The organism is Streptomyces sp. NPDC059169 (assembly GCF_042755225.1).
Taxonomy (GTDB): Bacteria; Actinomycetota; Actinomycetes; order Streptomycetales; family Streptomycetaceae; genus Streptomyces.
This window is the reverse complement of the sequence record NZ_JBHZCF010000008.1, coordinates 35,128-61,828: the sequence shown is the minus strand read 5'-3', so window position 1 is coordinate 61,828 and position 26,701 is coordinate 35,128. Positions and strand designations below refer to the sequence as shown.

Below are 26,701 nucleotides of genomic sequence, written 5' to 3'. Positions count from 1 at the left end.
AGTCACCCCGTCATGTCCTGAAGTGATGGTCTCGTCACCCTGGGTCAGTCGACACAGGAGGTTCGTCAGCCTGCCGTGTTCACCATCGAGGCGGCCGCGTAGGTGAGGTAGTCCCAGAGCTGGCGTTCGTGCTCCGGGGAGAGTTCCAGCTCGTCGACGGCGGCCCGCATGTGCGTCAGCCAGGCGTCGTGGGCGGCCCGGTCCACGGTGAACGGCGCGTGGCGCATGCGCAGCCTGGGGTGGCCGCGGTGGTCGCTGTACGTCCGGGGGCCGCCCCAGTACTGCATCAGGAAGAGGGCGAGTCGTTCCTCGGCAGGCCCCAGATCCTCCTCTGGGTACATCGGGCGCAGCAGCGGGTCCCCGGCGACGCCCTCGTAGAAACGTCGCACCAGGCGCCGGAAGGTCTCCTCGCCGCCGACCTGCTCGTAGAAGGTCTGCTCCTGGAGTGTGCCCCGTGGAATCTCGTTCACGGGATCCATGCTCTCAGACGGGCCGGCGGAGGACCCGGGCCCTAGGACCGCTTGACGTGCTCGCCTCGAGGGCGATGGCGCAGGAAAGTGGAGATATGGGTGCAAATCTGGAAGCGGACGTGACCAGCGAACCGGACCGGAGCCACGAGACGGACGCGAGCGGGAGGGGCGCGCCGCGAGCGTCGCGTGATCCTGCGGCGGCGCTCGCGGACGAGGTGCGGAGGGCGCTGGTGCGCCGGATCGCCGCGATGGGCGCGCTCGACGACCCGGCGTGGCGCGCGGCGTTCGAGAGCGTGCCGCGCCATCTGTTCGTCCCGTACTACTACGTCTCCACTCTCGCCGGATACGAACGGCTCTGGTGCGGGGACCCCGCTCCGGACCGGCGTGAACGCTGGCTCAGAGGTGCCTACGCCGACGGCCCGCTCGCGACGCGCGTGCGGGACGGGGAGCTGCTCTCCTCCAGCAGCCAGCCGTCCCTGATGGCCCGCATGCTGGACGCCCTGGAGGTCCGCGACGGGCACCGTGTCCTTGAGATCGGGGCCGGCACCGGCTACAACGCGGCCCTGCTCTGCCACCGGCTCGGGGATGCGAACGTGACGACCGTCGATCTCGAGCCGGAGATCACGGAGTCGGCGCGCAGCCACCTCGCGGCGGCGGGATACCGTCCGGCCGTGATCACTGCTGACGGGGCGCGCGGATGTCCCCGGCGGGCTCCCTACGACCGGATCATCGCCACCTGCACCCTGGCGTCCGTGCCCGTGGCGTGGCTCGCGCAGTGCCGTCCCGGCGGTCTGGTCCTCGCCCCGTTGGCCACCGGCATGATCCTGCTGCGGGTGTACGACGCCGGCCGTGCGGAAGGGCGCTTCCTGCACTCCTCCGCGTACTTCGTGCCGCTGCGCGGCGGAACCCCGGCCCGCGCCCGCGTCCCGCACGTCGCGGGGCTTCCTCGGCGTGCGGCGGACAGCGACCTGTTCCGCTTCCTGCTCACGCTCACAGCGGGCCGTCTGGATCCGCATGAAGCGTTCTCGCTCTGGCAGCGCGAGGGGCGACCGGACCGCGAGCGGTTCGGCGTCACCGTCGACGGCGGCCGTCAGTGGGCCTGGCTGGACGACCCCGGCGGGCCGTACGCCTGGCCGCTGGACGCGCCCCGTGCGGACGGGTGAACGAAGGAGCGCCCCCGGGCCGATGAGTTGCGACGACTGCGACGACCCGCAGAACCCAAGCAGGCTCCAGGGCCGTTCGCCAGCCCTGGGCCGTCAGCTCCGGCGGATGGTGATCGTCGTCCAGGCCCCCACGTGCACCCGGTCCCCGTCCTGCAGGGGAATCGGTACGTAGGGCTGGATCGGGTCCTCCCCGCCGTTGACGGTGGTGCCGTTGGTGGAGTTCTGGTCGACCACGGCCCAGGAGCCGTCGGGCTGCTGGACCAGGACCGCGTGCTGGTGGGATACGCCCGGGTCCTCCGGGGGGACGGACAGGTCGATGTCGGGCGACTCGCCGGTGGAGTGCCGGCGCCGTCCGATGCTGACCTGGTTGCCGGAGAGCTGGAGTTGCTGCTCCGGGGAGTAAGCGGGCAGGTTCAGCCCGGCCGCCTCGGGACCGCTGCGCTGCATCATCGCCATGAAGTACTCGCGGTCGGGGGCGATGACCGCCGTCCATCCCGCAGGGGCCTGGTACTGCGGCGGTGCCGGCTGATGAGGGGCCTGCGTCTGGGAGGGCGGCGACAGCATCCAGTCGTCCGTGCCGACTTGCTGCTGTTGCGGCGGGGCCGGGACGGCCTGCGGGAAACCGGGTTGGACCGGTGGGCCCTGGGAGAATCCCGGCGGCGGCGCGGGCGGGCCGGGCGGTGCCGAGAACTCTCCGGGGCCGGGCGGCCCCTGCTGGGGGAACCCGGGCGGGGGTGGCGGCTGCTGGGTCGACGGATCACCGGTCAGCGGCTCGGCGGGACGGTTCATCTGCGAGGGGCGCGAACCCTGGTACTCGTACGGGTCCGGCGGGCGCGGCGGCTGCTGGGACTGGAAACCGGGCGGCAGGTTGAGCCCGGGTGCAGAGCCGCCGGGGCCGCCGGGTGCGCTGGGTCCGCTGGGTCCGCCGGGTCCGCCGGGCGGGGCCAGCGGGGTGTACGACGTCGCCGTGTTCGTGAGGAAGTTCCAGCGGCACTCCTCGCAGAACGGCGCCATCGGCTCGCGCGGCGTACGGCACTGCGGGCACAGTTCCGCCTGGGCCGTGGCGTCCGGACCGGGGTAGCCGTAACCGGGCGGCCGCGGCGGGGCGTCGGAGCCGGGGTAGCCGTACCCCGGCGCGGGAGGCGGGGGAGGAGGCGGCGGAACCGCGCCCGCCGGAGCTCCGGCCCCGGCCATGCGATGGCCGCAGACCTCGCACCAGTCGTCGGAACCCGACTGGTGTCCGTTCGGGCATGTCGGCATGTCGGCGCTTCCCCCTCTCCTCCGTCCGATCGGCGCGACCGGACGTGCTCTACCTATCGATACTTCTCGTCACTTCTTGACGCGAACCGTCTTCGTGGAGCGCGTTTCGAGTGTCATCTCGTCCGCCTCCGCGACCTTTGCTTTCAGTCGCACAGTACCGGTCGCCGCGTCGACAACATCCACCACCTTCGCAAGCAATTTCGCAGTGTCCTCGTTGCCCGAGGCCGCCGCCAGCTGTACGGCGCGGCCGAGTTTCGCCGTCGCGCCGTCGAAGTCTCCTGATTTGCGCGCATCCAGCCCCTGCTGGATGACCTGTGCCAGTTCCGCCTGACCCGTGTAGTGCGCGACCTGCGGATTGATCGAGGTGGAGGCAGCCATGTCGTCCGTCCACACCGCCCGCACCAGGCCCTGTGCAAGGGGCTGTGCGGGGCCGCCCGCCGGATCGGGCAGTACCAGGGACACCCGGGCCGCCAGCATCTCCTGACCGACGCCCGCATGCGGCACCCGGACGCACACGTGGTAGTCCCGCGACTCGTCACCCCACGATCCCGTCGGGTAGTCGCCGGCGCGCGGCCCGACGTCCGTGCGCCGGCCGGTCAGTTCCTCGACCGACGGGGCGACCTGCTTGACGAACGTGATCTCGGCGCCGACGGGCGTCCAGATCCGCAGCGCCACGTCCGCGACCTCCTTGCCCATCGCGTGCTCCATCATCTGCGTGAAGTCCGCGGCGAGTCCGGCCGGGTCGGCCACGATGTCGGCGGTGCCCAGCAATGCCGAGGCGATTCCCGTGACCTCCTTGACCTCCCAGTCCGTACCGACGCCACGGGCGTCACAGGTGAAGCGCCCGGCGCAGGCGTCCAGGGCGGCTCGCAGGTCCTCCGGGGATTCGTGTTCGTTGCGGCCGTCCGTGAGCAGGATGCCGTGCCGAATCGCTACGTCCTCCGTGCTCAGCAGCCGGTCGGCGAGCCGGAGCCAGGTGCCGATCGCGGTGCCACCGCCGGCGCTCAGCTTGCGCAGTGCCTTCTTGGCCTGCTCCCGCGTCGCGGGGTCGGCCGTCGCGAGCCGCCCGCCGCCCGGGAAGACCTCGGTCGCCACGTGCGTGCCCCCGACGACCGCGAAGGCCGTTCCGTCGCGCAGCGTGTCGATGGCCGCGGCGGTGGCGTCACGGGCGTTGCGCATCTTGGTCGGGGGGTAGTCCATCGAGCCCGAGCAGTCGACCATGACCACGACCGCCGCGTCCGCCCGCCCGCCCGGCACGCCGGCAGGGGAGGCGGACGCCCGGGGCACGGGGATGCCGCCGCTCGTGCCCCCGCCGGTGGCGGTGATCGTGACGATCGCGTTCACGTCCCGCCCGCCCTCCGGCAGGTACTCGTTCTGGTACACGTCGACCGAGAACTGCGGCGCGTTCGACTTGGAGAAGTTCGCCATCTGAGCTGGCTCCTTGTATCCACACAACAGACAGAAAGGGCAGGGGGCGTCCGGACGGGCGAAGGGGGCTCAGGCCTCGTTCAGGCCGATCCTGCCCCTCACTTCGGCACGGCGAACGGGAGGACGGCCACTGTTACGTTGTCGTGGCCGCCGCCGTCCAGCGCGTGGCCGACCAGCACCTGCGCCGCGTGCAGTGGCCGGTCCGCCGCGTCCGGGGGAAGGACCTGCGCCATCTCCTGCGCGGACTCGGCGTAGTTCCACAGGCCGTCGGTGCACACCACCACCACCCCGGGGCGGTCCGGCTTGAACGCCGCCGTGTGCGGCTCCACTTCGTAGGCGTCGGCCCCGAGCCAGCCGGTGATGGCGTGGGCCCGCTCGTCCGCGTACGCCTCGGCCTCGCTCATGAGTCCCGCCGAGACCATCTGGGCCGCCCACGAGTCGTCCTCGGTGAGCCGGGCGGGCGGTGCCGTGCGGTCGTCCGGCACCCAGTATGCGCGACTGTCCCCGACCCAGCCCACGACCAGCAGTCCGGACGCCGCGACCGTGCCCACCAGGGTGCACGCCGGTGCGTTCTGGTGGCGGTGCGGGTCGTGTTCCATGGCCTGGCCGGGCTCGGACGCGAGGGAGTTGACGGCGGAGGCGGCCGCGAGAATCGCGTCGTGCATCGCCGCCTGCGGATGGGTGCCGCGCGGCAGGGACTCCCTCAGCGCCTCGCTCGCCGCGCCCGCTGCCGCCGCCGAGGCGTCGTCGGGCCGGGTCGCCGAGGACACCCCGTCGCAGACGATGGCGACGACCGCCGCGGACCCGTCGGGCAGGGCCGACGACACGACCGCGAAGGCGTCCTCGTTGCGGTGGTGGCGCAGCCCCCGGTCGCTGACGGCGGCGACCGCGTCCAGCTGCTGCTCCACGTGGTCGCGTTCGCGCGGCTGGGCGTGGCCGCAGTGTTCGCAGTACCCGTCGGTGTCGACGTGACCGGCACGGCACGCGACACAGAGCTTGGTACCCGCGGGAGGCGTGGCCGCATGGCCTTCCGCGTGCCCCGTCGCACGGGAGGAGGGGGCGGCCAGCTCGAAGTCGCCGGAGTCCCCCGCGGGGCCCGTTTCCCCGGGGCGTTCCCGGTCGGCCCCGTCGTCGGAGCCGACACCGCCGGTCACGGCTTCGCGTTCGTCGAAGGGTACGGCCGTCGACGGGGGTCGGCGCCCGCCCGGGTCCGCAGCCGGCAGCACGCTCGGCCGGTGCGACCGTCCGGACGCACCGGGGCCCTCCGTGCCCGCGGGGGAGCCGAGGGCGATCGTGGGGTGGTCCTGCTGCGGCTCGGGTACGACCGAGAGGTCGTGCCCGCACGCGCCGCAGAACAGGTCGCCGGACTCCAGCGGTTCCTCACAGCCGGGACACGTCGACCAAGTGGCCTGCTGGGGCTTCTGGGACATCACTCACACCCACGTCCGGGGGCGGAAACGGTTGGCCCGCTCCACCAGTTCGATGCGCTCCTCGCCGTTCCCGGCGAGCCGGGCGAGTACCCGGAACGAGCGCTCCAGCCCGAAGCGCAGACCGCGCTCGTCCAGATCGCTGCCGAGCAGGACACTCTTCGCCGGCCGGGCTCCGGTACTTCCGGAGAGCACCCAGTCCAGCGCCGTACCCAAGACTTCCGTCATCAGCCGCTCACGGCGCACCGCGTCGAGCCCGAGTCCGTCCAGCGCGGTGACCTGGTCGGCGGCGGCCGTCAGATCATCGATCAGCGGGTCGTCCGGGGCCCGTCGGCGCAGCCTCGCGCGGACGGCCGCGACCCGCGCGGCCGTGTAGTGGATCGACGCCTCGGGCACGGATTCCAGGGTACGCACGGCTCCGGCGCGGTCGCCGGCGGCGAGCTGTACCCGGGCCAGTCCGAAGGCCGCGCTGACGTAGCTCGGGTCGGTCGCCCACACCAGGCGGTAGTACTCGGCGGCGTTGTCGAGCTGTGCCAGGACCTCGGCGCAGACGCCGAGCGCCAACTTGGGTGCCGCCTCGCCGGGGAAGGCGTCGTAGACGGCGTCGAAGGACAGTGCCGCCGTCTCGTTGTCGCCGGTCCAGAGCGAGGCGATGCCGCGGTACCAGACGATGCGCCAGTCGTCCGGGTGACGGGCCTCGAGATCGGCCAGGGACGTCGTCGCGGACGTGAGCTCACCCATCTCCAGGCGCGCCCGTAGTTCGCGCAGCCGCAGTTCCACCGAGCTCGCGGGCGCGCTGTGCAGCGCGGAGATCAGCTCGGCGGGGGCCGAAGCCATCAGGCCCGCGAGGAAACCCGCGTTGGGGTCGTTCGGGTCGACACGGGGCACGGGCAGCGCGAGCGCCGTCGACCGCACGTCGAGTTCCGCGAGGAACCTTTCCGCGCCGCCGGCCGGGGTCGTCGGGGCGGTCGCCGCCTGCCGGGGCGACGGAAGCGCGGCCGGGGTCGGTGGACGGGTGGGCGCGGACGCCGCGCCCGTGCCGCTCAGCGCTGCGGCACCCGCAGCCGGACCGTTCGCGATGCCGGCCGCGCCGTTGACCGTGCCCGTTCCTGCGCCGGGACGCCCACCGCGGGGCGAGCCTGCAGGGGTAGCGGTCCCACCGGCGGCGGAAGCAGCGGATCGGCGGAGGAAGCCGCCTGTCGGGGTCCGCCGTTCACCGAGTGCCGACACCCCGCCCTCCAGCTTCCCGAACAGCTCCGTGTCCGTGACCCGGACCTCCGGGCCGAAGAGCGTGGACAGCGACGGGCGCGGACGTCCCGTCTGGAGGGCGACCACCTCGCGGAGCACCCCGGTCAGCTGGTCCGCCATCTCCTGCGCCGAAGCGAACCGGCGGCCGGGGTCGGGGTCGGTCGCCCGTACCAGGAGCCGGTAGAACGATTCGTACGTCCGGAACACCTCGATGTTGTCGGGGTCCGGGAGGGAGTCCACGAAGACGTTCGTGTATCCCTGGAAGTCGAAGGTCAGTACCGCGAGGGTGCGTGCCACCGTGTAGAGGTCCGAGGCGACCGACGGGCCCGCTTCGGCGACTTCCGGCGCCTGGTAGCCGACGGTGCCGTAGATCGCCGACTCGTCGTCGTCCATCCTCCGCACCGCGCCCATGTCGATGAGCTTGAGCTGGTCCTCGGTCTGGATCGCGTTGTCCACCTTGAAGTCGCAGTACAGCAGGTTGCGGCTGTGCAGGTGCCCGAGCGCATCCAGGGCCTCGATCCCGTACGCGCAGGCCTGCTCGACCGGTAGCGGGTCGCGCTTGCCGTGGGGGGTGCGGCGTTCGTTGGCGATCTCCTTGAGGGACTTGCCGCCGACGTACTCCATGACGATGTAGCCGTCCATGGATCCGGTGCGCTGGTCGAGGTGTTCGACGAAGTTGTAGATGCGGACGATGTTGGAGTGCTCGATCTCGGCGAGGAAGCGGCGTTCGGAGATCGCGGCCGCCATCGCGTCCTGGTCGCCCGTGTCGAGCAGGCCCTTGAGGACGACCCAGCGGTCGGACACCGCCCGGTCCACGGCGAGGTAGACCCAGCCGAGGCCGCCGTGCGCCAGGCAGCCGATCACCTCGTACTGGCCGTGCACGATGTCGCCTTCGCGGAGCTTGGGCACGAACGAGTAGGGGTGGCCGCACTTGGTGCAGAAGCCTTCGGTACGGCCGGGCCGGTCGCCGCGCGCACGGCCTACCGGCGCCCCGCAGTCGCTGCGACTGCAGAAACGCTTCCGCTCGGGTACCTCCGGCTGCTCCATGACCGCGGACCGCGGATCGGGTCGCGGCACGTCCGGAACCGCTACCAGGCCGGCGCCCAGCCGGTTCCGACCCGACGAGGAGGACGTGGACCCCGAGCTGCGCACCGACACCGAGCGGCCGGAAACGCGCCCGGACAGCGAACGGGACAGCCGCCCCGAGACGGACCGCCGTGACGTCGAGGAGCGCGACGAACGAGAGGAACGCGAACTACTGCGGGCCGAGGAACTGTTGCTGCTCCTGCCACCGCCCGTGATCCCGGTGGGCGGCGAGGACAGCGAGCCGTTCACCGAGACGACCGGGGCGAGGCCGCAGGTGTCGCAGTAGAGTTCGCCCCCGCCCATGTCCTCGTAGCGGCCCTCGCAGCCCGGGCGCTGGCACGTCGAGGGGGTCCCAGCGACGCCGCCTGCGGTCGGGGCCGACGCGGCGACAGGCTCGCCGGCCGGCTCCGCGACCGGGGCGAGGCCGCAGGTGTCGCAGTAGAGTTCGCCCCCGCCCATGTCCTCGTAGCGGCCCTCGCAGCCCGGGCGCCGGCACGTCGTCACGCCACTCATGCATCCCCCTGTTCGCGTGCGGACCTCATGCGTTCCCCCTGTGGTCGGCAGGACCGGCCTGACGCGGCACCAGGACGTCCGCGGCGGCTTGCTGGTAGCGGAGCACCGCCTGCTCGGCGGCGCGCAGATCGCAGGGCGCGCTCCACAGCATCCGCCGTGCAACGTCGTAGCGCTCGATCAGGAGGGGATCCTCGGCCATGCCGTGCCGGGCGACCTTCGCCCTGTACGCGTCGAGCCGGCCGCGCAGTTCGGCACGGACGGCCAGCGGTGCCGTCACCGCAGTCAACGACTCGCGGGCCCGGGACAGTTCGTCGTCGGCATCACGCTCCAGGGACTCCAGCAGCGGGGACAACCGGTGCCACTGGGCGTGCCGCCGGTACTCCGCCGCGGTGACCAGCCGTTCCTGCAGAGCGGTCGGCGGACCGCTGACCGCGGGGACCTCCGATGCGGCGATCTTCGCGAGCACCTCGCCGCGCGCCGCACGGGCCTCGGCGAGGGTGCGGTCCGCGCGCGAGAGCACGTCCCGGAGCCGGAACAGCCGTTCCTCGGAGTCCTGCCGCACGGCGAGGACCGCCTCGATCTCGCGGCGCACGTCTTCCAGGGCACGTGCCGCCCGGTCGTAGCGAGCAGTGTCCGGTCTACCGCCGCCGGGGGCCGAACTCGCCGACGCGGGAGACCAGAACGCCAGCGGATCGGACACGACCTGGGTGCGCAGCGAGGACAACTCGTGCGTGATCGACTCCAGATCGTCGCCCGAGGGGTGCTCGCCGGGCCGCACGCCGACCGAATGGGCCAGCGAGCGGGTCCGTTGCAGCTCGGCGGAGAGCAGGTCGATCCGGGCGGGCAGGGCCGACCACACGGTGTCGGCGGCCACCACCACGTCCAGGGAGCGTGCGTAGAGCGTGTTCATCCGACTGACCAGCCCCTCCAGAGTGAAGCGCTCGGAGAGTTTGGCCGGCCCCGTGAGGGAGGACGGCGGGTGCGCCGCGGAGCCGGCGACCGTCACGCTGGGCCCGCGCAGCCGGTCCGTCAGCTCGACCAGGTCCTCGCGGCTCGGCCAGCGACGCCTGGACCTGACCTCACGCGCCGAGTGCAGGGCCGCGGCGTACGCGTCGAAGTGGCTCCAGAGCAGCGTGATCGCCTGCTCGGTGGAGGCCCAGCGGTCCTTGGTGACGCCCGTCAGCTCCGCGCCCTCCAGGAGTCTGCGTCCTGCGTGGTCCTGGAGGGCGAGCAGCGAGGTCTCGATCGCCTCGTGCTCCTCCCCGAGCCGCGCCAGCGCACGGTCCACCTCGTCCCGGTCCATCACCGGCCCGGGGGGTCCCGCGACGCCCATCGATCACCTCTCCGCTCGTGCTCTCGGCTCCGGCAGCCGATACGCGGCCGGATCCTCTGCCGGACATCCTGCAGTACATCCCAACAGGCTCAGTTGTCCCGGTACTTAGGAGCAGGGGGGCCGGTGATGCCGGGCAGGTCCTTCTCCAGCCATTTCGCGTACGCCTGCATCCAGGGGCCCCTGCGGTAGTCGTCGAGCACCTTGTTGACGCGGCGGACGAGATCGTCCTTGCCCAGTTTGGTCGCCACGCCGTAGTACTCGGTGGTGAACGGCTTGTCGCCCTTCAGTTCCACGGCCGGGTCCTGGGCCGCCTGGCCGGCCGCGAGGGCGGCGTCCGTCACCACGGCGTCGACCTCGCCGAGCTGGAGCCTGACCAGGCAGTCCAGCTGGTTGGGGACGGTCAGCCGGTCCTCGTCACCCGCTCCGCCGTCGTCCTCGTCCTTGAAGACCGCGCCGTGCGACTCCTTCTGCAGTGCCTCGAACGCCGTCGATCCCTCCGCCGAGCAGACCTTCCGGCCCTTCAGCGAGGCGTCGTAGCCGGTGATCGCGGACTTCCTGGGGGCGAGCACCTGCTGTCCGGTCTGGAAGTACGCGGTGGAGAACGCGACCTGCTTGATGCGGCTGCAGTTGATGGTCATCGTGCGCACGACGATGTCGACGGTGCCGTTGTTGAGCGCTGCGATCCGCTGGTTGGTGGGGATCGCTCGGAAGATGACTTTCTCCGGGTCTCCGAGTACGTCCCGGGCGATCGCCCGGGCCAGATCGATGTCGAAGCCCTCCAGCTTGCCGTCCGCCCTGCGGTAGCCCCAACGGTAGCTGTTCTGGTCGATGCCGACGACCAGCCTGCCGCGCCGCTTGATCTCGGTGACCGCCGCTCCGTCCGCCGAGGAAGGCCGCAACGAGGCCTCCGGGTTCGTGCAGTCGTCCGCCGCCGTCTGCACCGCCGTGCTCCGACCCGCCCCGGCGACCGAGGAGGGACGGGTGTCCGAGCCGTCCGATGCGGGCGGGAGGGCGACCGCGGCGGTCAGCGCACAGGCCGCGGCGAGGCAGCCAGCACCACCCCGGCCGCGCAGCGCACGCACCGTGCGGCTGATCCGGGTCATCGACCGCTCCGTGCCGTCGATCGTCATCGCTCCCCCTCTCACCGGTACTCCGAAAGCCTGCGTCCGATGCCCAGGACCGCGCCCAGGGCGCCGAGCACCGCGAGGACCGCCGCACCGACCGGCAGACCGGTCAGCGCTCCGCGCCCGGCCTCCGCGGACCGGGTGAACTCCGTCTGCTCGTGCGCGAGGGCCTTCTCGAGTGCGGCGTCCACCCGGTCGAAGGACTGGCCCGTGGAGTCCTTGCTGCCGATCACCTTGGCCAGTGCCCCCTCGTAGTCACCGGCCCTGTCCGTGTCACCGGCCGACTTGTGACGGGCCCGCCACTCCTTCACGGCGGACGTGGCGCCCGCGACGGGGTCGAGCCCCTCGGGGTCGTCGGCGAGGCGCGCGGCCCGGTCGAGGGACGTGCTGAGGCTGTTCATGCCCGCCGTGTAGTCGGACTCGTACTTGTCACTCTTCCCGTCCGGCGTCAGCACGGCGCCCCGCGAGACCAGGATCAGGTTCTCGTTCGCCCGGGCCTTCAGGCTGCTGATCCGGGCGTCGTTGAGGACCTTCAGGGACTCCTGACCATGCACACGGGCGTCGTTCAGCTCGGCGCTGGCGACCGCGTGACCGACGCCCAGCCACAGCACGATCACCGTGGAGGCCGCGGTGGCCACGACCAGTCCGTGGTTGAACACCCGGTTCGTCAGGTGGTAGTTGCGGCGCTGTGCCGCGTACAGGGCGCCCAGGGCCACCGCACCGAGGCTCAGGGACAGGAACGGCCACAGCCGGGCGGCGTCGTGGTCGTCGTGCAGGCGGGCCGTCTCCGCGTCGTAGAGCTTCTGCGCCGCAGGGAGCAGTTGGGTGGTCATCTGCTGGTTCGCGTAGCGCAGGTAGGCGCCGCCCAGCGGGAGTCCTTGGCGGTTGTTGGCGCGGGCACGCTCGACCAGGCCGGTGTAGCGGGGCAGTTGCTCGTTCAGCGTTGCGATCCAGCGCCCCGACTCGCTCGAACCATCGGTGGTCGCGGCGGCCTTCACCAACAGGCGGGAGGCCCCCGCGATGTCCCTGCGGTAGCGCTCACGGGCCGCTGCGGGTTCCTCAGCCCCCGCCAAGAAGCCGCTCGCCGCGGCGGTGTCGGCGTCGGCCAGCGAGCGGTAGATGTTGGCCGCGTCCGCGCTCAGCGGCTGGCTGCGGCCCACCACGTCGTCGGCGAAGGACGCGCGGTCCGCGACTTCGAGGGCGGACACGGCGCCGAACGCGAGGACCAGCGCGGCCAGTACGGCACCGATGATCCGCAGTCGGCCGGGCTCCGTCGTCGCGGCGGCGCGCAGTTGCGCCGTCGTCTCCGCCCAGGCGCTGCGCCGTGGCGGCGCGCCCGGTGGCAGGGCGGACTGCTCCGCGGACGGTTGGGACGCCGGGCCCGGCTGCGGCCACGGCGGCGCGGGCACCTTCGGCAGCGGCGGCGCCTGCGGGCCTGCCGCGTGCGGCGTGTGTGTCACCTTGACCTCCCCCTCGGTCACTGACGACGTCCCGCCCCCCGGCCAGGCGGGAACGGCTTCCGGCCAGCAGTATGGCCGCAGGGGCGGACGACCACACCCGTGATTCTCTGGATCTTGAGCCATCGGGCCTGCGGCGTCAATGCTGCCCCTGCACTGCTGATCCGTGACGCATGGCGGTCTTCCCGCCACCGTGCGGGGAGGCATCCCCACCCGTCCCACGATCTCCCGTCGGTGTGCTGTCCGGTGTTCCTGCCCCGTGACCCCACCGTGAACACGTCGGGGGATGCCGCTCGGTTCCCGGTACGCCGCGTTCGCCGGTAAGGGGCGTCCGGACGCCGCCTTCCAGGGCCTCCTCCGCGGGCGCACCGTCTCGCACCGCCGGCCAGGACGCCGTCGGGGCCGCCGGACAGGTTCGGTTCGCACCGTCGGCGCCGTGCGTTCACCACGAGGCGACTCCGTCCCACGGGTGAACGGTTGCGCATCCGTATTCACGGGGACCAGGGAACCCGGCCGAAGTGCGCGCGCAGACGCGCCTGCGGCGGCGCGGGCACGCCGAGGTGGTCCAGCCCGAGGAGTGCCGCGCCCAGCACCGGGGGAGCCGTTACGACGGTCAGGTCGGCATGCGGTGCGCGCACGGCGAGGCGTTCGACGATCCCTGCGTCAAGCCGCGGGTGACGGGCGGCGAGGACTGCGCCGCCGAGCACCACCGGGGCGGCCTCGTCCGACAACCCGAGCCGGCCCAGTGCGACGACCGACAGGGCGACCACCTCGTCCGCGAGCCGATCGACGATCGCCTGGGCGACCGCGTCACCGCCCTCGCTTGTGGCGAAGAGGACCGGGGTGAGTTCCTGCTTGCGGGAAGCGGGGATGTGCCGAAGGTGCAGGGCCTCGATCAACGCGTACATCGTGGGCATCCCGAAGTGCCGCGGCAGCGTGCGAGCCAGCTGCGTCGGGTCGCCCCGCCCGTCGTCGGCCCGCGCCGCGAACCACAGGGCCTCGTCCGCGAGTCCGGCACCTCCGCCCCAGTCGCCGGAGATGGTGCCGACAGCGGGGAAACGTGCGGTCCGGCCGTCCGGGAGCAGCCCCACGCAGTTGATGCCCGCGCCGCACACGACGGCGACGCCCCTCGGTTCGTCCGTTCCCGCACGCAGCACGGCGAAGGTGTCGTTGCGCGCCGTGGAGGTGACCCCCCATGCGCGTGCTCTCAGCGCCGTGGACAACTCTGCTTCCTCCGGGGGGAGATCGGCTCCGGCGAGGCACGCCGAGACGTGCTCGGCGTGCCTGGCGCCGGCACGGGCCAGAGCCCGTTCCACCGTGGTCCCGAGCGCGTCGAAAGCCGCCCCGACGCCCGTCCGCTGCGGCTGGAAGCCACCGCCGCGGGCCGTTCCCAGCAAGGACCCGTCAGGTCCGACCACCGCCACGTCGGTCTTGCTGTTTCCGGCGTCGATGGCGAGGACGGCAGCGTTCACGCCCACGGAAGGTGCTCCCTGTTGTGTGCGACCAGCCGGTCGGTGAGCGCCTCGGCATGTGCGTACTGGCCGATCAGCGGGTGGGACAGCAGCGCGGTGAAGACCCGGTCGCGGCCACCGCGGAGGGCGGCTTCCAGTGCCAGGTCCTCGTATGCCGACACGTGGGCGATCAGGCCCGCGAAGAGCGGGTCGACGGGGGGCACGGTGAGCGGTGCGGCACCTTCGGGGCCCACGGAAGCCTGCACTTCGACGACCGCGTGGTCGGGGAGGAACGGCAGCGTGCCGTTGTTGCGGGTGTTGACCACCTGGTACGGGCTGCCGCCCCCGCCGAGCAGCGCGGCGGCCAGGTCGACGGCTGCCTCCGAGTAGTAGGCGCCGCCGCGCCTGGCGAGCAGCTCCGGTTTCTCGGCGAGTGCCGGATCGCCGTACATCGCCAGCAGTCGCCGCTCCAGTGCGGCGACCTCCGCGGCCCGTGGGGGCTTGGTCGCGAGGTCCCGCACGACCTCGTCGTGGGCGTAGAAGTAGCGCAGGTAGTACGACGGGACCACGCCGAGCCGGTCGAGGACCTCGCGCGGCAGCCCGAGGTCCCGGGCGAGTGCCTCCGCGTGCCCGGCGAGCAACAGGGGGAGCACGTCGGCACCTTCGGGGCCGCCGAGTCGTACAGCTGTTTCCCAGGTGAGGTGGTTCAGCCCGAGGTGATCGAGGTGGACCTCACCGGGGGGCACCCGGAGCAGTGCGGCGAACTTCCGCTGCAGCCCGATCGCCACGTTGCACAACCCGATGGCCCTGTGCCCCGCCCGCAACAGGGCCCGCGTCACGATGCCCACGGGGTTGGTGAAGTCGATGATCCAGGCGTCCGGGCTGGCGCGCCGCACCCGGTCGGCGATGTCGAGCACCACCGGAACCGTGCGCAGCGCCTTGGCGAGACCGCCCGCGCCCGTCGTCTCCTGTCCCACGCAGCCGCACTCCAGCGGCCAGGTCTCGTCCTCCTGCCGCGCTGCCTGTCCGCCCACGCGCAGTTGCAGCAGGACGGCCCGAGCGTCGGCCACCCCCGCGTCGAGGTCGGTGGTGGTGGTGATCCTCCCGGGGTGGCCCTGTCGCGTGAAGATCCGTCTGGCCAGTCCGCCGACGCGTTCCAGGCGGTCCGCCGCGGGGTCGACGAGCACCAGTTCGTCGACCGGCAGCGTGTTCCGGAGCCGGGCGAAGCCGTCGACCAACTCAGGTGTGTAGGTGGATCCGCCACCCACGACTGCGAGTTTCATGGGTCCAAGCCCTCCACGGGGGTCGATGGGGCGCCCCGGCGGAGGGTGCCACCGGGGGAAGCCGGTCGTCACGGGGGTGTCCGTGGTCGCCGTTCGCCGGCCCGTCCGGGGGTGGTCGAGGCGCAACCCGCTCGGGGGTGCGCCACCGCGGCAGGTCCGGCGCCGGACCTCCGTCTCCGGCGTCGCGCCGGCGCGGGTGGAGCTGCCGTGCAGCACGCCGCCGCGTCGACCGCACGACGGGCGTCCTAGGGCGGTTTCCTGGCACGGCGGGAGTCTCCCTTGTGGTGGGCCGGTCTCAGCGTGAGGTGTCGAAGACCTCGTCCCGGGTGGCGGCGAGGGCGGTTTCCAGTGCTCCGCGCAGCACGGGGTGTCGTTGCACCTCTCCGATGACCAGGCGCGGCCGCGCGGCGGCCAGGTCGGTGAGTTCGCGCTCCACCCGTTTCCGCAACGGTTCCCCGCCGGCCCTGACCAGTGGGCCGGACAGGACGACGAGACCGGGATCGAGTACGGCTACCAGCGCGGCGAGCCCGGTGGCCAGCCCGGTCGCGTGGGAGTCCAGCAGCCGGTGGTGGGGACCTCCCCCACCGGCGTCCGCCGCGTCCGCCGAGCGCTCCAGCAGCTCCGCTGCCACTCGCGTGCACGGGCCGCGGCCCACGTGCTCGACACCGAGGTCCTCGGCCAGCCGGACCACCGCCCGCGCCCCGGCCAACTGCTGGAAGCCGCCGCTGCCCGTGCGGGAGACCCGCCGCGCGAGCGGTGTCCCCGGAACGGGCAGGAATCCGACCTCCCCTGCGCCCCCGGTGACGCCCCGGTGCAGTCGGCCTCCGATCAGGAGCGCCGCACCGATGCCCGTCCCGCTCCACAGCAGGACGAAGTCCTCGTGGCCCCGGCCTGCACCGAGCCGCTGCTCGGCCACTGCGACCAGGTTCACGTCGTTCTCGTACTCCACCGGCGCGGGCAGCGCCGCGGCCAACTCGTCGAGCAGCGCGGGGGCGTGCCACCCGGGGAGGTGGGACGCGTACCGCAGCCGCCCCGTGGACGGGTCGAACGCACCGGGGGTGCCGACCACCAGCCGGCGCACCGCGCGTCGGGGGATCCCGGCGACCTCCACCGCCCCGTCGAGGGCCTCGGTCACCTGCCGGACCACCGCGTCGGCTCGCCGGCCCGGCGTCCTGACCACGTACTCCCCGGCCACCGAACCGGTGAGGTCGGCGACGGCCGCCCGGATCCGCCGAGGGGTCACGTCGAGCCCCGCGGCGTACGCGGCGCGCGGCTCGATGGCGTACAGCCGCGCACCGGGGCCGGGTCGGCCCTCGGTCGTTCCGGTCGCGACGACCAGCCCGGCGGCCTCCAGCCGGGCCAGCAGTTGGGAGGCGGTGGGCTTGGACAGCCCGGCCAGCTCGCCGATCCTGGGCCGCGACAACGGTCCGCCGGCCAGGAGGAGGTCGAGTACGGCGCGGTCGTTCATGGCACGGAGGACACTGGGGGTCCCAGCCACGTCGATCCACCCGCCCTTCCCGCCGTCCTGCACTGTTAGGAAGGTTTCCTGTTCTTCGGCGCGGGAAACGCGGGGGATGTTCGCCCGGGGCGCCCACTACCCCTACCGGGGCCGGGGACACCTCCTACTGGTCACGTCGGAGGCGCCCTTTCGGGCCGCGGGCGCGCTCATCCGGGCGAGGCCCCGCGGCGCGGAGGGGACCCGTGGCGCGTCCGGGGAGGATCAGCAGGCGTTCCGTGCTCGACCCTCACCTGCGCGGTGGGTCCGCCCGGGGCCCTGGGACGCAGCTCACTTCGACAGCGGCGTGGGCGGGGCGATGGGCGACGCCGCGATCGACTGCGGCGAGGTCGCCGAGGAGTACGCCGACGGCGCCGCCATGCCGGCCGTCGCGTCCTTGGCGGGCGGCTCGTCCCCGGCCGTGGGGGGCGTGTCGCCGACGATGCGGATGCCGGCCTCGTCGAACGCCCGCTTGATCCGCCAGCGTAGCTCGCGCTCCACGCTCAGGGCCTTGCCCGGCATGGTCTTCGCGGAGACCGAGACCGTCATCGAGTCCAGTCGCACCTCGGTCAACCCCAGGACCTCGACCGAGCCCCACAGTCGTTCGTTCCACGGCTCGTCCTTGGCCATCGCCGCGGCGGCGCCGTCGATCACGGCGCGGACGGTGTCCAGTTGCTCGGTCGGACGGACCGTGACGTCCACGGAGGCGGTCGACCAGCCCTGGCTGAGGTTGCCGATGCGCTTCACCTCGCCGTTGCGGACGTACCAGATCTCGCCGTTGTCCCCGCGGAGCTTCGTCACGCGCAGTCCGACCTCGATCACCTCGCCGGAGGCGACCCCGGCGTCGACCGTGTCCCCGACGCCGTACTGGTCCTCGAGGATCATGAAGACACCGGACAGGAAGTCCGTGACCAGGTTCCGGGCGCCGAAGCCCAGGGCGACGCCGGCGACGCCGGCCGAAGCGAGCAGCGGGGCCAGATTGATGTTGAGGGCGCCCAGGACCATGAGCGCCGCCGTACCGAGGATGACGAAGGACGCGACCGAGCGGAGCACCGAACCGATCGCCTCGGAGCGCTGCCGCCGGCGCTCGGCGTTCACCAGCAGACCGCCCAGGGCGGTACCCTCCACCGCCTGGGCGCTCCGGTTCATCCGGTCTATGAGCTTGGTGAGCGCACGACGGATGGCGATCCGCAGCGTCACGGCGATCACCACGATGAGCAGGATGCGCAGCCCGACACTGAGCCAGGTGGCCCAGTTCTCCTCCACCCAGCCCGCGGCGTTCGTGGCCGTTTCCGCCGCCTCGTCCAGGGAAACGGGCTTCGGTTGCGGATCAGTGGCCGGCTGGGCGGACCAGGACACGTCGGTGACCTCCGGAGCGTGCATCTGCATGCGTTGACGCGGAACCTCCACACTATCGGGGCCAGGTCGTGACCCTGCCGTTATCTCCGTGGGAGAGACGTGCCTCACCCGGGCGACCTGACGATGTGGTCGAGCGCACACAAAACTCTTCCGGCCCGTTACGAGGACGTAGTGGCGCTTCGACCAGGCATGAGGAGAGACTGAGAGCAGATCGTCCCGGCGCGAGCCACGCGCCGCCGGCGTACAAGGAGGCATCCGTGCCGCATGTCCTGGTCCTCAACGCGTCGTACGAGCCCCTCGGCGTCGTACCGCTCCGCCGCGCGCTCGTCCTCGTCCTCGAGAACAAGGCCATCTGCCTCGAGGAGTCCGGCGCCTTCATGCACAGTGCGACCCGGGTGATGCCCGCGCCCAGTGTCGTCAGACTGAAACGCTTCGTCCGGGTCCCCTACCGGGGGCCCGTTCCTCTGACCCGCCGCGCGCTGTTCGCCCGCGACGGTGGCCGCTGCATGTACTGCGGTGGCGTCGCAACCAGCGTCGACCACGTCATTCCGCGCAGCCGCGGTGGTCAGCACGTATGGGACAACGTGGTGGCCGCGTGCCGCCGCTGCAACCACGTCAAGGCCGATCGGCACCTGCGCGAGCTGGGCTGGCGGCTGAAGCACCAACCCGCCCCGCCGAGCGGTCTCGCCTGGCGCATCATCGGCACAGGGCATAGGGACCCGCGCTGGCTGCCATACCTGCAGCCCTTCGGCGCGGACGACGCGATGGCCCGGATCGACGGCATCTCCGCCTGACGGTCCGGGCCTCGTCATGAGGAGCGGGGGTCGGCTGCGGCGGCCCCCGCCGTGCGTGCTGCGTGCGGGCCGTTCGCCGTGACCGGAGGGGGCCGGCCGGTCCCGGACCCGTGGTCGCACCGCCCCCGTTCGCCCCGCCCGGTCAGCCGGACCCGGTCAGCCGACCTCGGTCGGTCACGCTCAGTCGGTCACGGCGTAGGCCTCCACTGACCACAACGAGTAGCCGTATCGGGTGGCACGGGCGTCGCCCTGCACCCGGACGAAGCGGGTGCCAGGCGCGTCCATGCGGACCGACTCACGGCCGCCGCGGCCGTCCCGTACGGTAGCCGCCGTGCGCCAGGTCCGGCCGTCGGCGGACACTTGGATGCGGTACCGCGAAGCGTGGGCGTCCTGCCAGCGCAGGACGACCTGGCCGAGGCGCACCTGCTGCGGCAGTTCCGCCTGCCACCAGGCGCCGTCCTCCGCGGGTGAGGACCAACGGGTGGACGGGTCGCCGTCGATCGCCGCGGAGGCGGGGAAGTCCGCCGTCTCGTCGCCGGACGACGAGGCGGTTGCAGTGCGCAGCAGGTCCCGGCCGCCGGTCCTCGGGTAGGCGCGGACGGTCAGGGTGCGTTCCTCGTCGCCGAAGGTGAAGGGCACCTCGTACTCGCCGGCCGGGGTCGTCGCGGGGACGCTCACCTCCACGGGCACCGCTGTGCGGGTGCCCCGGGGCACCCGGGTCTGCGGTGGCACGGTCACCTGGATCCCCTTCGGCGAGCGCACCGAGAGGGCCCCGCGCACCTCGTCGGGCCGCCGCGCCGAGACGAAGGCGTCGAAGCGCTGCGGGCGTCCGCCGATCTCCGTGTCCAGTTCGCCTCGCGCGAGTTCGAGGCGCGCCTGCGGTTCGTCCCCGAACCACGGGACGAGTGCGTGCACGCCGGACGCCCCGACGATGCGGAGCGCGTCCGCGCGCAGCCCATCCGTCCTGCTCTGGGTCCAGCCCGATGGCGTGAGCGGGCCGAGGCGGCGCCAGCCGCTGCCGGGAACGTGTGCCTCCAGCACGCCGTTCGAGCCGTCCTGGCCCGGCTCGGCCATGGCCGTCACCGCTTCGACCGGGCGGGCGCGGTCCAGCCGTACCGTGTGCGTGTCGGTGGTGCGGGTGACGGCCCCGGCCCTGCGGTCCGCCCCGGTCCATGCCGCCGACTCCTTCGCCGCCCGGCTCAGGAACGGGTCGAGCACGCCCTTCCCGACCGTGACGTGCTGTTCGGCGATCTCCCCGCGCAGCGGCTGGAGGGCCAGCGACGCCCGCCACGCCTTCGCGCCGTCGCCGAGGGACTGGGCCTGGAGCATGTCGACGGCCAGTTCGCCGGCCTGGCCGTACCGTGCCAGCTGCTCCACCCAGGGACCAACTTCGGCGCCGAGCCCGCCGAGGCGCTGCGGTGCCTCACGCATCACGGTGAAGGCCGCCCGCAGCCGCTGCGCCGAACGGTCCCGCGCGGTCGCGTCGGCGGTGCTGCGGGTCCGCCAGAACTCGGCAAGCAGTGGCCTCAGGTACGGGGACTCGTCGGTGTCGAGGAGGGAGGAGGCGTGGTTCCCGGCGAGCGCGGCGAGCGCCTCACGGGTTTTCGCGTCGTCGCCCGCGAGGTCGTTGATCGCCGCCCGCCAGGATTCCTGCGGCTGGTACCCCTTGGGGTTCCACGCGTAGTCCGCGGCGGTGAACAACGGGATGCGGGACGCGGTCGCCTGTTCCATCGCATTGGCGAGCAGTGCCGCCGAGCCGGTCGCCACCGCCGGTTCGCGGCCGGTGTACGGGCCGAGGAAGATGCGGTCCTGTGCGTAGTCGTTGACCGGGTAGTTGTCCACGGTCACCACCGGGTGCCGGAACACCTCGCGGGCGCCGGCGAGCTCTCGTCCGGTGATGGTCCGCGGTACGACCCCCACCCCCGTCCAGGCGACCTGCACCCGGGCGTCGAGCTCCGCGGCGAGCGCCGTGCGGTAGTCGGTCGCACCGTCCTGGTAGAACTCGGTCGGCATGACCGTGAGCGGCGCCGCTCCGGGATGGCGGTCGGCGAGGTGGCGTGCCACCTCGCCCGCCAGCCTCGCGTGTGCCTTCGCCGCGGCTTCGGGGCCCGAGCCGAAGGTGTCGGAGTCCCGGTCGCAGTGCCACTCGCTGTAGCTGACGTCCTGGAACTGCAGTTGGAAGGCGCGCACTCCGAGCGCCCACATGGCGTCGATCTTGCGCTTGAGCGCCTTGACGTCGTCCGCCGAGGCCAGGCACATCGACTGGGCGGGTGCGACGGCCCAGGCGAGCGTCACGTGGTTGCGGCGGGCCCGCTCTGCGAGGTCGCGGAACTCGGCGCGCTGGCCCGCGGGGTACGGCTCGCGCCAGCGGGCCTGCCGGAACGGGTCGTCGCCCGGCGCGTACAGGTACCGGTTCTGCTTGGTGCGGCCCATGAAGTCGAGCTGCGCCAGGCGCTGTTCACGGCTCCACGGCTGCCCGTAGAAGCCCTCCGAGGTGCCACGGACGGCGGTGCCCGGCCAGTCGCGAACGATGACCCCGGCGATGGAACGGCCCGTGACCAACTGCCGCAGCGTCTGGGCCCCGTGGAACAGCCCGTCCGCTCCGACGCCGTCGACGGCGACGGTCTCCCGGCCGGCGACACGGCCCACGGCGATGCGGTAGCCGCCGTCGGGCAGATCGGCGCGTTCGGCCGCGCGCAGGGCGCGCAGTGCCTCCTGCGCACCACTGTCGCCGAGATGGAGCACGGTGCCGCGACCCGGCAGCGAGGCGTGGACCGTCCGGACGCCCGCGGCGCGCAGCAGCTCGCGTACGACATCGACGGCGTACGGATCGGCGCCCGCACCGACCAGGAGGGTGACCTCCTCGCCGAGCGGCACGGCACGACCGTTGGCCTTCAGGGACTGCGGCCGGGGCCAGACGGCGGGGAGCGACGCGGCGTCCTCGCGTTCGGGAACGGCGGCGGTGGGGGCCCCCGGTACGTGCGGGGCTGCGACGGCCGGGGCCGTGCCGAGGAGCCCGCCCATCACGGCCACGGCCACCGCGGTCGCCGTTTGCTTCCTGTGCCCGAACCGCACGCGTGACTCCCCTCGCCCCCCGCTCCCGCCTCAATGGATTCGAGCCCACCACCGGTGTGGTGAACGTGTCAATCCGGGTGCCGGTTGTGTCGTGTTTGCGTGTCGGCGCGCGAAGGGCGTCCAACTTCCGCACGTGGAGCAGAATGTGACACGGAACACGATGGTGAGTGGTGTACGTCTGCGGCCGTGCCTTATGGGTAGGGCTGCTATGTCCGGTTGTCCACCGTTGGGAGGCCTCCAGTGGCCGCTTCTGCACAGCTCCTGCTCTCTGCCCTGTCCAAACAGGTGCCCGGTCCGCTGACCAGCGAGCCCCCGCTCGCCGACGCCGCGCCCCTGACCAGCGAGCCCCCGCTCGCCGAGGTTGCCCCCCTCACCAGCGAACCCCCCCTCGCCTACGCCGTTCCGCTCACCAGCGAACCCACCGCTCCCGGCACCGCCGGAGGCTCGGAGTCCCCAGGAGTCTGAATGGGCCTGGCCCGGCTGGCCGCGTTACACGGTGTCGCCACGTCGTACGCCCCGTCGCCGGGCGCCACCGTTCCCGTCCCCGACTCAACCGTCGTCGCCGTGCTCGCCGCGCTGGGCGTGGACGCCTCCACCCCGCAGGCGGTGCGCGCCGCCCTCGATGCGGCGCCGGTCGCGACCGGCACGCTGCTCCCGCCGACGGTCGTCGTGTGGCTCCCCCTCGACGCGCCGCCCGCCGCGGTCGGCGCCCTCCCTTCCGGCACGCTGCTGCGGGTACTGACGGAGGACGGGGTGACCGTCGAGTGGCGCGAGGGCGCCGCTCCGCACGGCGATGCGCCAGCCGACCGGGCCGGGCGGTCCCCGGGACCCGGGTGCGGCAGCGCGGGTGCCGAGCCGCCTCCCTCCCACTGGGGCCGGCTCCCCCACGGGGTGCACCGATTGACCGTGTGCACCCGGGACGGGCGGGACGCACGGGCGACCCTGATCGTCGCCCCCTCCGTCCTCGCGCGACCGGAAGGTCGCCAGCACGGGTTCCTGGTCCAGCTCTACTCCCTGCTGTCCAGCCGTTCCTGGGGGATGGGCGACCTGGGCGACCTCCGCGAATTGGCGGCGTGGGCGGGGCACGATCTCGGCGCCGGGTTCGTCCAGATCAATCCGTTGCACGCGGCCGTGCCCGGCGCGCCCACCGACCCCTCTCCGTATCGGCCGTCGTCGCGACGCTTCCCGGACCCGGTGCACCTGAGGATCGAGGACGTCCCCGAGTACGCGTACGTCACGGGCAGGGACCGGGTGCGGCTGGACGCCCTGCTGGAGAAGGCGGCGGTGCTGCGCGTGTCCGTCCTGGAGAAGGGCGCGCTGATCGACCGTGACGCGGTGTGGGAGCTCAAGCTCCGCGCGCTGGAGCTGGTGCTGCGGGTCCCGCTCGGGCCCGGCAGGAGGGCCGCCTACTGTGCGTTCCTCGCCGCTCAGGGGCGGGCACTCGACGATTACGCCACCTGGTGCGCACTCGCCGAGGTGTACGGCTCGGACTGGCACGCCTGGCCGGCCGGTCTGCGCGACCCGCTCTCGGCCGAGACGGCACGCGCCCGCGGTGAGCTGATGGACCGCGTTGACTTCCACTGCCGGCTCGCCTGGCTGACCGACGAGCAACTGGCCGCCGCCTCGCGCGCGGCCCGGGACGCCGGCATGGCGGTGGGCATCGTCCACGACCTCGCCGTCGGGGTGCACCCGGGCGGTGCGGACGCCTGGGCGCAGCAGGACGCGTTCGCCCCGGGGATCTCGATCGGGGCGCCGCCCGACGCCTTCAACGCGCGGGGCCAGGACTGGGGCTTGCCCCCGTGGCGCCCCGATGTCCTCGCCGCCACCGGGTACGCCCCCTACCGCGGGCTGCTGCGAGGGTTGCTGAGGCATGCCGGGGCGCTGCGCCTGGACCACGTCATGGGGTTGTTCAGGCTCTGGTGGGTACCGAACGGTGTCGAGCCGACGGAGGGCACGTACGTCCGCTACGACGCCGAGGCGATGCTCGCGGTGCTCGTCCTGGAGGCGCACCGTGCGCGCGCCGTGGTGATAGGGGAGGATCTCGGCACGGTCGAGCCCGGCGTCCGCGAGTCGCTCGCCCGGCGGGGCGTGCTCGGGACGTCGGTGCTCTGGTTCGAGCGCGACTGGGCGGGCACCCGCAGGCCGCTGCCCCCGGAGGGCTGGCGCGAGAACTGCGTGGCGACGGCGACCACCCATGACCTGCCGTCCACCGCGGCCCGTCTCAGGGGGGAACACCTGGTGCTGCGTCATCGGCTGGGGCTGCTCTCCCGGCCGCTGGAGCGGGAGCGGACCGAGGACCGTGCGGAGGTCGCGGAGTGGCGGGACCGGCTCGCCGCACTCGGCCTGCTGCCGGAGGGCACCCACGACGAGGAGGGCGAGATCCGGGCGGTCTACCGGTTCCTCCTGCGCACCCCGGCCCGGATGGTGGGGGTCTGGCTGCCGGACGCGGTCGGCGACCGGCGGCCGCAGAACCTTCCCGGGACGTGGGACCAGTACCCGAACTGGCGGCTGCCCGTCGCGGACGCCAGCGGACGTCCGATGTGCCTGGAGGACCTGGCTGCGTCGCCCCGGTTGCACGGACTGATGGAGATCTTCCGTCCCGCACCCGGACCCTGTACGGGCACCCCGGGCGCGCGTCGCTCCTAGCCGTTCGCTACGTTTGCACCGTGGACAAGAAGAACGCCCTGCGAACCGGCGCCGTCGCGGCCGGTACGACGCTGATGATGCTGCTGATGTCGTCCCCCGCGCTCGCGCTGACCCGCGACGACGGCGACGACCCGGGTCCCGGCCTGAGCGTGGCCCAGACGCTCGGTCTGTTCGTCGTGACGCCGATCGTCCTGTTCCTGCTGATCGCGGGTCTGGTGATGGTCCTCGACAAGTCCGACAGGCCCAAGAAGAAGCAGGCCTGACACCCACGACTTCCTGGGCGCGCGTCCCTTCACCGGGACCGCGCACCCCTGAGGGCGCCGCACGGCACACAGCCGTGCGGCGCCCTCCGTCATGTCCTGGGGCTTCATGCCCCCAGCGGGCCGAGCAGCTTCCTCAGCAGTCCGGCGAGCTCCTCGGCCTCCTTCCTGTCGAGGGCCGAGTCCAGCGCTTGTCGCTGTGCCGCCAGTCCGGCCACCACGGCCCCGTCCACCAGTTCGCGGCCCCGGTCGCTGAGCGTCACCCGCAGCGCCCGCCGGTCGTGCGGATCGGGGTTGCGGCTGACGAGCTCCGCCTTCTCCAGCCGGTCCAGCCGCCCGGTCATTCCTCCCGTGGTCAGCATCAGCGTGGCTGACAGCTGCCGCGGCGAGAGCGTGAACGGCTCGCCCGAGCGGCGCAGGGTGGCCAGGACGTCGAAATCGCCCCGCGAGATGCCGAAGGGGGCGTACGCCTCGTCCATCCGCAGCGCCATGGCGTGCGAGAGCCGGTAGATCCGTCCGAAGACGGCCATCGGGAGCGTGTCGAGTTCGGGACGCACGTCGGCCCACTGCGCGGTGATCGCGTCCACCGGGTCCTGTGCGGCCGGATCGCGGCCTTCGGGCATCGAGGTCATGGGTCCCAGTCTGCGTCCTCGTTCAGTTGCCGACAAGATAGTTGCTTGTCAATAAGTAACTTAGGGCTAAGCTAATTATTGGCAAGCAATTACTGGAGTCGCCGAAAGGGCCCGCATGTCCTGCAAAGCCGCCGTCATAGCCGTGACCGCACTCGCCCCGGTCGCCTGGGGCTCCACCTACGCCGTCACCACCGAGTTCCTCCCGCCCGACCGCCCCCTGTTCACCGGCCTCATGCGCGCCCTGCCCGCCGGGCTGGTTTTGCTCGCGCTCACCAGGACGCTGCCGCGCGGCACCTGGTGGGTGAAGTCGGCCGTGCTCGGCGCCCTCAACATCGGGGCGTTCTTCCCCCTGCTCTTCCTCGCCGCGTACCGGCTCCCCGGGGGAGTCGCCGCCGTCGTGGGCTCGGTCGGACCGCTCTTCGTCATCGGCCTCTCCACCGCACTGCTGGGCGAGCGCGCGTCCGTGCGGTCGCTGCTCGCCGCCGTTGTCGCCGCATTCGGGGTCGGTCTCGTCGTGCTGAAGGCGGGCGCGGCGCTGGACGCGGTCGGTGTCCTCGCCGCCCTGACCTCGTCGGCGTCGATGTCCGCGGGCACCGTGCTCACCAAGCGCTGGGGGCGTCCGGCCGGAGTCGGCCCGCTCGCGATGACCGGCTGGCAGCTCACCGCCGGCGGGCTGCTGATCGCGCCGGTGGCGCTCTTCGTCGAAGGCGCCCCGCCGGCGCTCGACGGGCGCGCCCTCGCCGGGTACGCGTACCTGGCGCTCGCCAACACCGCCGTCGGCTACTGGCTCTGGTTCCGCGGCATCGAACGGCTGACCGCCACCTCCGTCACCCTCCTCGGGCCTCTCTCCCCGATCACCGCCGCCGTGATCGGCTGGGCGGCGCTCGGCCAGGATCTCGCCCCGGTCCAACTGCTGGGCATGGCAGTCGCGTTCGCCGCTACGGTCACCGGACAGCTCGGGAACCGCGCGGCGCTGCCCCCCGCGGCTCCGGGGGCGCGGGCAAGGAAGGCGGTGGGCGCCGGGGCGGCGGTGCTGCCCACGGCGTTCCCGGGCGTGGTCCGCGCCGCGTCCCCGGGGTCGCCGGCCGGCCGGGACGCGGGCCGTACGGAGGGCCGCGACCCGGCCTGAAACAGTCCGCACGACCGGCCGGCGCCGGGGGCGCTGCAGGACGGGTGGCCAGCCGGGCCGCGGTCGGG

20 protein-coding genes are annotated in these 26,701 nt (G+C 72.9%); 6 read left to right on the top strand and 14 right to left on the bottom strand.

The genetic code is table 11. The annotated features are described in order from the left end of the window. Window positions 1–65: 65 nt before the first annotated feature. Complete coding sequence (locus ACFXOM_RS16680; protein ID WP_384940602.1) at window positions 66–470, bottom strand: globin; 405 nt, start codon at window positions 468–470, stop codon at window positions 66–68. A 248-nt stretch (window positions 471–718) separates the two neighbouring features. On the opposite strand from ACFXOM_RS16680, the gene ACFXOM_RS16675 reads away from it, so the two are divergent. Further along, window positions 719–1,633, top strand: coding sequence for a methyltransferase domain-containing protein (locus ACFXOM_RS16675; protein WP_384940648.1), 915 nt, complete (start codon window positions 719–721; stop codon window positions 1,631–1,633). A 93-nt stretch (window positions 1,634–1,726) separates the two neighbouring features. Here ACFXOM_RS16675 and ACFXOM_RS16670 read toward each other — a convergent pair whose 3' ends face one another. The 11 genes from ACFXOM_RS16670 to ACFXOM_RS16620 form a co-directional block, all read right to left on the bottom strand. Then, window positions 1,727–2,893 (bottom strand): FHA domain-containing protein, encoded by a 1,167-nt coding sequence (locus tag ACFXOM_RS16670; protein ID WP_385038275.1) that lies wholly within the window; start codon window positions 2,891–2,893, stop codon window positions 1,727–1,729. Window positions 2,894–2,962: 69 nt separating this feature from the next. After that, window positions 2,963–4,321 carry a VWA domain-containing protein gene (locus ACFXOM_RS16665; RefSeq protein ID WP_384940599.1) on the bottom strand — a complete coding sequence of 453 codons (1,359 nt, stop codon included), beginning with the start codon at window positions 4,319–4,321 and terminating at the stop codon, window positions 2,963–2,965. A gap of 98 nt (window positions 4,322–4,419) precedes the next feature. Continuing rightward, complete coding sequence (locus ACFXOM_RS16660) at window positions 4,420–5,751, bottom strand: protein phosphatase 2C domain-containing protein (RefSeq protein WP_384945492.1); 1,332 nt, start codon at window positions 5,749–5,751, stop codon at window positions 4,420–4,422. 3 nt (window positions 5,752–5,754) lie between these two features. Then, window positions 5,755–8,385: a tetratricopeptide repeat protein gene (locus ACFXOM_RS16655; protein ID WP_384940646.1), complete on the bottom strand. Its 2,631-nt coding sequence runs from the start codon at window positions 8,383–8,385 to the stop codon at window positions 5,755–5,757. A 235-nt stretch (window positions 8,386–8,620) separates the two neighbouring features. Then, entirely contained in the window at window positions 8,621–9,928 is a 1,308-nt protein-coding gene (locus ACFXOM_RS16650; RefSeq protein ID WP_384945494.1) for a hypothetical protein, read from the bottom strand. 89 nt (window positions 9,929–10,017) lie between these two features. Next, complete coding sequence (locus ACFXOM_RS16645; RefSeq protein ID WP_384945496.1) at window positions 10,018–11,058, bottom strand: glutamate ABC transporter substrate-binding protein; 1,041 nt, start codon at window positions 11,056–11,058, stop codon at window positions 10,018–10,020. An 11-nt stretch (window positions 11,059–11,069) separates the two neighbouring features. Next, window positions 11,070–12,512 carry a hypothetical protein gene (locus tag ACFXOM_RS16640; RefSeq protein ID WP_384940592.1) on the bottom strand — a complete coding sequence of 481 codons (1,443 nt, stop codon included), beginning with the start codon at window positions 12,510–12,512 and terminating at the stop codon, window positions 11,070–11,072. Window positions 12,513–13,000: 488 nt separating this feature from the next. Further along, the gene (locus tag ACFXOM_RS16635) at window positions 13,001–13,987 is read right to left on the bottom strand and encodes an N-acetylglucosamine kinase (protein ID WP_384940590.1); all 987 of its coding nucleotides are present in this window, start codon (window positions 13,985–13,987) and stop codon (window positions 13,001–13,003) included. After that, entirely contained in the window at window positions 13,978–15,243 is a 1,266-nt protein-coding gene (locus ACFXOM_RS16630; protein WP_384940589.1) for a 6-phospho-beta-glucosidase, read from the bottom strand. The genes ACFXOM_RS16635 and ACFXOM_RS16630 overlap by 10 nt, the downstream gene beginning before the upstream one ends. Window positions 15,244–15,538: 295 nt before the next feature. Then, on the bottom strand, window positions 15,539–16,711 hold the full coding sequence (locus ACFXOM_RS16625) for an ROK family protein (RefSeq protein WP_384940587.1): 1,173 nt from the start codon (window positions 16,709–16,711) through the stop codon (window positions 15,539–15,541). Between the two features lie 318 nt (window positions 16,712–17,029). After that, the gene (locus ACFXOM_RS16620) at window positions 17,030–18,127 is read right to left on the bottom strand and encodes a mechanosensitive ion channel family protein (RefSeq protein WP_384940585.1); all 1,098 of its coding nucleotides are present in this window, start codon (window positions 18,125–18,127) and stop codon (window positions 17,030–17,032) included. Window positions 18,128–18,354: 227 nt separating this feature from the next. Here ACFXOM_RS16620 and ACFXOM_RS16615 point away from each other — a divergent pair, with 227 nt between their 5' ends. Then, window positions 18,355–18,891, top strand: a complete 537-nt coding sequence (locus ACFXOM_RS16615; RefSeq protein WP_384940583.1) for an HNH endonuclease — start codon at window positions 18,355–18,357, stop codon at window positions 18,889–18,891. Window positions 18,892–19,071: 180 nt separating this feature from the next. Here ACFXOM_RS16615 and ACFXOM_RS16610 read toward each other — a convergent pair whose 3' ends face one another. Then, window positions 19,072–21,966 (bottom strand): beta-N-acetylglucosaminidase domain-containing protein, encoded by a 2,895-nt coding sequence (locus ACFXOM_RS16610; RefSeq protein WP_385038272.1) that lies wholly within the window; start codon window positions 21,964–21,966, stop codon window positions 19,072–19,074. A 240-nt stretch (window positions 21,967–22,206) separates the two neighbouring features. On the opposite strand from ACFXOM_RS16610, the gene ACFXOM_RS16605 reads away from it, so the two are divergent. The 3 genes from ACFXOM_RS16605 to ACFXOM_RS16595 are packed head-to-tail and all read left to right on the top strand — an operon-like array spanning window position 22,207 to window position 24,875. Further along, the gene (locus ACFXOM_RS16605) at window positions 22,207–22,431 is read left to right on the top strand and encodes a hypothetical protein (protein ID WP_384940579.1); all 225 of its coding nucleotides are present in this window, start codon (window positions 22,207–22,209) and stop codon (window positions 22,429–22,431) included. Further along, on the top strand, window positions 22,432–24,612 hold the full coding sequence (gene malQ, locus ACFXOM_RS16600; protein ID WP_385038269.1) for a 4-alpha-glucanotransferase: 2,181 nt from the start codon (window positions 22,432–22,434) through the stop codon (window positions 24,610–24,612). A gap of 20 nt (window positions 24,613–24,632) precedes the next feature. Further along, a complete protein-coding gene (locus tag ACFXOM_RS16595; protein ID WP_384940575.1) occupies window positions 24,633–24,875 on the top strand; it encodes a hypothetical protein in 243 nt (80 codons plus the stop codon). Window positions 24,876–24,979: 104 nt separating this feature from the next. Here ACFXOM_RS16595 and ACFXOM_RS16590 read toward each other — a convergent pair whose 3' ends face one another. Further along, window positions 24,980–25,504, bottom strand: coding sequence for a MarR family winged helix-turn-helix transcriptional regulator (locus ACFXOM_RS16590; protein WP_384940573.1), 525 nt, complete (start codon window positions 25,502–25,504; stop codon window positions 24,980–24,982). Window positions 25,505–25,619: 115 nt separating this feature from the next. Here ACFXOM_RS16590 and ACFXOM_RS16585 point away from each other — a divergent pair, with 115 nt between their 5' ends. Beyond that, the gene (locus ACFXOM_RS16585) at window positions 25,620–26,633 is read left to right on the top strand and encodes an EamA family transporter (RefSeq protein ID WP_384940571.1); all 1,014 of its coding nucleotides are present in this window, start codon (window positions 25,620–25,622) and stop codon (window positions 26,631–26,633) included. The last annotated feature ends 68 nt before the right edge of the window (window positions 26,634–26,701 follow it).